This is a genomic window from Sphingosinicella sp. (assembly GCF_052387495.1).
Classification (GTDB): Bacteria; Pseudomonadota; Alphaproteobacteria; order Sphingomonadales; family Sphingomonadaceae; genus Allosphingosinicella.
Map to the genome: position 1 here is coordinate 1 of NZ_JBQTJC010000071.1, position 4435 is coordinate 4435.

The following is a 4435-nucleotide window of genomic DNA, read 5'->3' on the forward strand; positions in this document are numbered from 1 at the left end:
TCTGGCCGGCACTGCGCCGACCCTCGCCCAGCCCGGCGGCACGCCCGCCGGCAAGGCCCATTACGGGTCGTTCGGCATCGATCTCGCCGCGCGCGACGCCGCCCGCGCTCAGGACAACCGCGCCTGCTCGCCGCAGGGCACGAACTTTCTGGTCGTGCCGCCCGCCTCGGGCGACGGCCCGATCGAGGTTTACGAGATCAGCGCGCAAACCGCGCGGGACCGGCTTCCCGCCAGCGGCCATTACCGGATCACGGTGACCGGCGGGCGGGTGACCGCGACCCACGCCTTCGCGGCCGCCTGCGCCGACCTCGCCATTCCGGCGGTCGCGGAGGGACAGACGCCGCCGCCCCTGCAGATCGCGGCGAGCGATCCGCTGCCGACCGAGGTCCATGTCCTGCTCTCGCAGATGGCCGGGCGGGCTCTGGCCTTCACCGCCGGCGATCCGGCGCGCCAGTGGATCGTCGCCGGCGACCGCATCAACGAGGTCCGCGACGGCGCCCCGCGCCTGGTCAATTCGCAAGACTGATCAAGCGCTTCGTCTAAAAGGGGTTGCGCGACTCGGGCCAGGTCGAAAGGAAAGCGCGCGGGGACGCATCACTGGGAGCGCGGGCGCCAAGCGCCTGTGCTTGGGAGGTTTTCACATGCTCAAATCTCGTCTGGCGCTGGTTTCGGCGCTGCTTCTGGCCGGCGCCGCGCCGATTTTGGCCCAGCCCGCCGCGACGCCCGCGGGCAAGGCGCATTACGGGTCGTTCGGCATCGATCTCGCCGCCCGCGACACCAACGTGAAGGCCGGCGACGATTTCTTCCGCTACGCCAACGCGACCTGGCTTCAGAACAATCCGATCCCCGCCGATCGCACCAATTGGAGCCTGTGGACGGTGCTCGGCGAGGATATCGAGGCGCAGCTGCGCGCGATCGCCGAAAATCCCGGGGACGACCCCGCCGCGCGCCAGATCCGCGATTTCTACGCGAGCTGGATGGACGAGGCGGGGATCGAGCGGCGCGGCCTCGCGCCGGCGCGGCCCTATCTCGACCGCATCGCCGCGGTGAACGACCGTGCCGCCTTGCTGCGCCTGTTCATGACCCCGGGCTACGCCTCGCCGGTCGGCGTCGGCATCTTCCCCGACCCCGCCGACACGACCCGCTACGTGGCCGGCGCGGGCCAGAGCGGGCTCGGCATGCCGAACCGGGATTACTACCTGCGTGAGGGCGCGCAATATGATCGCTACCGGACGGCATACCGCGCCTATGTCGTCAGCCTGTTCCGGCTCGCGGGCGTCGCCGATCCGGAGAGCCGCGCCGACGGCGTGATCGCGCTCGAGCGGCGGATGGCGGAAGCGCATTGGGCGCCCGAGCGGCGCCGCGACATCCGCCAGATCTACAATCCGATGAACCGCGAGCAGCTCAATGCCCTCGCGCCCCAGTTCGACTGGCCGACCATGCTTCAGCATCGCGGCCTCGGCAACGTCCCGACCGTCGTCGCGGCCGAGACCACAGCGATCACCGCGCTCGGCCAGATGCTCGACACGGTGCCGATCGACACCTGGAAGGACTGGCTGACCTTCCAGTTCCTCAGCGCCAACGCGCAATATCTGCCGCGCGCTTTCGACGAGGCCAATTTCAACTTCTACTCGCGCACCCTGCGCGGCGTCCCCGAGCAGCGCGACCGCTGGAAACGCGGCCTCGACCTCCTAAACGGCGCGATGGGCGAGTCGGTCGGCCGGATCTACGTGGCGCGCCACTTCCCGGCGGAAAGCCGGCGGCAGATGAGCGAATTGATCGGCAATCTCCGCGCCGCCTTTCGCGAGCGGCTCGAGCGGCTCGACTGGATGGACGACGCGACCCGCGCCCAGGCGCTGGCGAAGCTCGACACCTTCGAGCCGCGCATCGGCCACCCGGAGCGGTTCATCGATTATTCGGCGATCCGGGTCGATCCGGGCGACGTGCTCGGCAATGTCCAGCGCGCCGGCGACTTCCGCTGGAATCTGCAACTCTCGCGTCTGCCCAATCCGGTCGATCGCGGCTTGTGGGGAATGAACCCGCAGATCATCAACGCTTCCTACAACCCGCTGATGAACCAGATCACCTTCCCGGCCGGCATATTGCAGCCGCCTTTCTTCGATCCCAATGCCGATCCGGCGGTCAATTACGGCGCGATCGGCGCGGTGATCGGCCACGAGATCGGCCACGGCTTCGACGATCTGGGCCGCCGCTTCGATCCGCAGGGCCGGATCCGCGACTGGTGGACGCCGGAGACCGACCGCCGCTTCACCGAGCGGACGACGCGGCTCGGCGCGCAATATGGCGCTTACGAGCCATTGCCGGGCCTCAACGTCAACGGCCAGCTCACCATGGGCGAGAATATCGGCGATCTCGGCGGGCTCGAAATGGCTTATGCCGCCTATCGCCGCCACGTCGCCCAGCATGGCGAGCCGCCGGTGTTCGACGGCCTGACCGGCGACCAGCGCTTCTTCCTTGCCTGGGCGCAGGTCTGGCGCGGCCAGCATCGCGAGGATGCCCTGCGCGAGCGCGTGCTGACCGATCCGCACAGCCCCTACGAATATCGGGTGAACGGCGTCGTCAGGAACATCGACGCCTGGTACCGCGCGTTCAACGTCCAGCCGGGCGATCGGCTCCATCTGCCGCCGGAGCAGCGGGTGCGCATCTGGTAGGCAGGCGATATGAGAGGGGCCGGGCGATCCGGCCCCTCTTTTTCTTTTCCTCGAGCCTTCAGGAACGCGCCTTGCTTGCACGCCTCGTCTCCGTCGCCGCCGCTCTCGCCCTCTCCGCCGCCGCGCTCGCCCAGCCGGCGCCGGGTCCGGCCGAACGGCGGATCCGCGCCCATGTCGCCTTCCTCGCCGACGATCTGCTCGAGGGCCGCGAGGCGGGGACGCGCGGGCACGAGATCGCCGCCAATTATGTCGCGCAGCAGCTCGCCGCTTTGGGCTTCGAGGGCGTGGCGGCGGACGGGAGCTTCTTCCAGCCGATCGGCTTTCAGCGCCGCACGCTCGCGCCCGGAGACGGCCGGCTGGTGCTCGCCCTGCCGGGCGCGAGCCGGACATTCACGCACGGCACCGAGATCTTGATGTCGCCGTCGCTCGCCCGGACTTCGGACCGGTTCGAGGCGCCGCTCGTCTTCGCCGGCTACGGTTTGACCGCGCCGTCGCTCGGCCACGACGATTATGCCGGGCTCGACGTGCGCGGCCGAATCGTCGTCGTCTTCACCGGCACGCCTGCCGGCTGGCCGGGCGACGTCGCCGCGCATCTGAGCGGCGAGAAGGCGCGGATGGCGGAGGCGGCGGGCGCGATCGGACTGATCACGGTGCGCCGCCCGACCGACGAACGGGTGCGTAGCTGGGACCGCGCCGTCGCCAATCCCGCCCGGCCCCGAGTCACCTGGCTGACGCCGGACGGACGGCCGTTCGAGGAAGCGCCCGCAATCCGCGTCTCGATCACCGCCGGCCCCGAGGCCGCCCGCGCGCTTTTCTCGGGCGCGCCGCAGGATTTCCAGGCGCTCCAGGCGCAGGCCGAGGCCGGGCGGACGATGCGCGGTTTTGCGCTGCCCGGGCGCGTGACGATCCGCCGCAGCTCGCGCTTCGAGCGCTTCGACAGCCCGAACGTGGCCGGCATCCTGCCCGGCGCGGACCCAAGGCTGCGCGACGAGGTCGTCGTGCTGATGGGCCACCTCGACCATCTCGGCCTCGCCGCCGAGGGCGAGGACCGGATCTACAACGGCGCGATGGATAATGCCTCCGGCATCGCGATCATGCTCGAGGCGGCGCGCGCGCTGGCGGAGGGGCGGCGGCCTCGCCGCTCGGTGATGGTCCTCGCCACCACGGCGGAGGAGCGCGGCCTGCTCGGCGCGGAATATTTCGCGGCCCACCCGCCGCTGCCGCGTGAGTGGATCGTCGCGGCGGTCAACATGGACATGCCGATCCTGACCTACGACGTCGCCGCAGCGGTCGGCTTCGGCGCGGAGCATTCGACGCTCGGCCCGGTCGCCGAGGCGGCGATGCGCGCCGAGGGTGTGCGGCTCGTGCCCGATCCCACGCCCGAGCAGCGCAGCTTCACCCGCTCGGACCATTATCCTCTGGTCCGCGCCGGCATCCCCTCCATCTATGTCGCCAGCGCGGCGAGCACGGCGGAAAGCCGGGCGGCGATCGACGCCTTCGACGCCCATTATCACGAAGTCTCGGACGACCTGTCGCGGCCCTTCCACTGGCCCTCGGCGGCAAGGCTGGCGCGGATCAACGCCGCGATCGCCCGCGCCGTCGCCAACGACCGCGCGCGCCCGCGCTGGCGCCGGGGCAGCTTCTTCGCCGACACCTTCGCGCCGGACCAGCCGCGCGCACCGGCCGTTGCCGGTGCGGGTGCCGGGCGGCGCTAGGAGGCTTCCTCCTCGAAGGTGACGGCCACTGCGGCATTGGCGGAAAGG

General features: G+C 70.7%; 3 protein-coding genes. All 3 read left to right on the forward strand.

The genetic code is table 11. The features are described from left to right. Positions 1 to 526: hypothetical protein (locus ACT4N8_RS03995; protein WP_444856844.1), on the forward strand; the 526-nt coding region annotated here is incomplete at its 5' end. A gap of 115 nt (positions 527 to 641) precedes the next feature. After that, positions 642 to 2672, forward strand: a complete 2031-nt coding sequence (locus ACT4N8_RS04000) for a M13 family metallopeptidase (RefSeq protein ID WP_444856845.1) — start codon at positions 642 to 644, stop codon at positions 2670 to 2672. Positions 2673 to 2743: 71 nt separating this feature from the next. Next, complete coding sequence (locus tag ACT4N8_RS04005; RefSeq protein ID WP_444856846.1) at positions 2744 to 4387, forward strand: M28 family metallopeptidase; 1644 nt, start codon at positions 2744 to 2746, stop codon at positions 4385 to 4387. Positions 4388 to 4435: the final 48 nt, after the last annotated feature.

Excerpts from the sequence above, each read along its gene's own strand:
- ACT4N8_RS04000 (WP_444856845.1), top strand. The coding sequence starts at position 642 with ATGCTCAAATCTCGTCTGGCGCTGGTTTCGGCGCTGCTTCTGGCCGGC.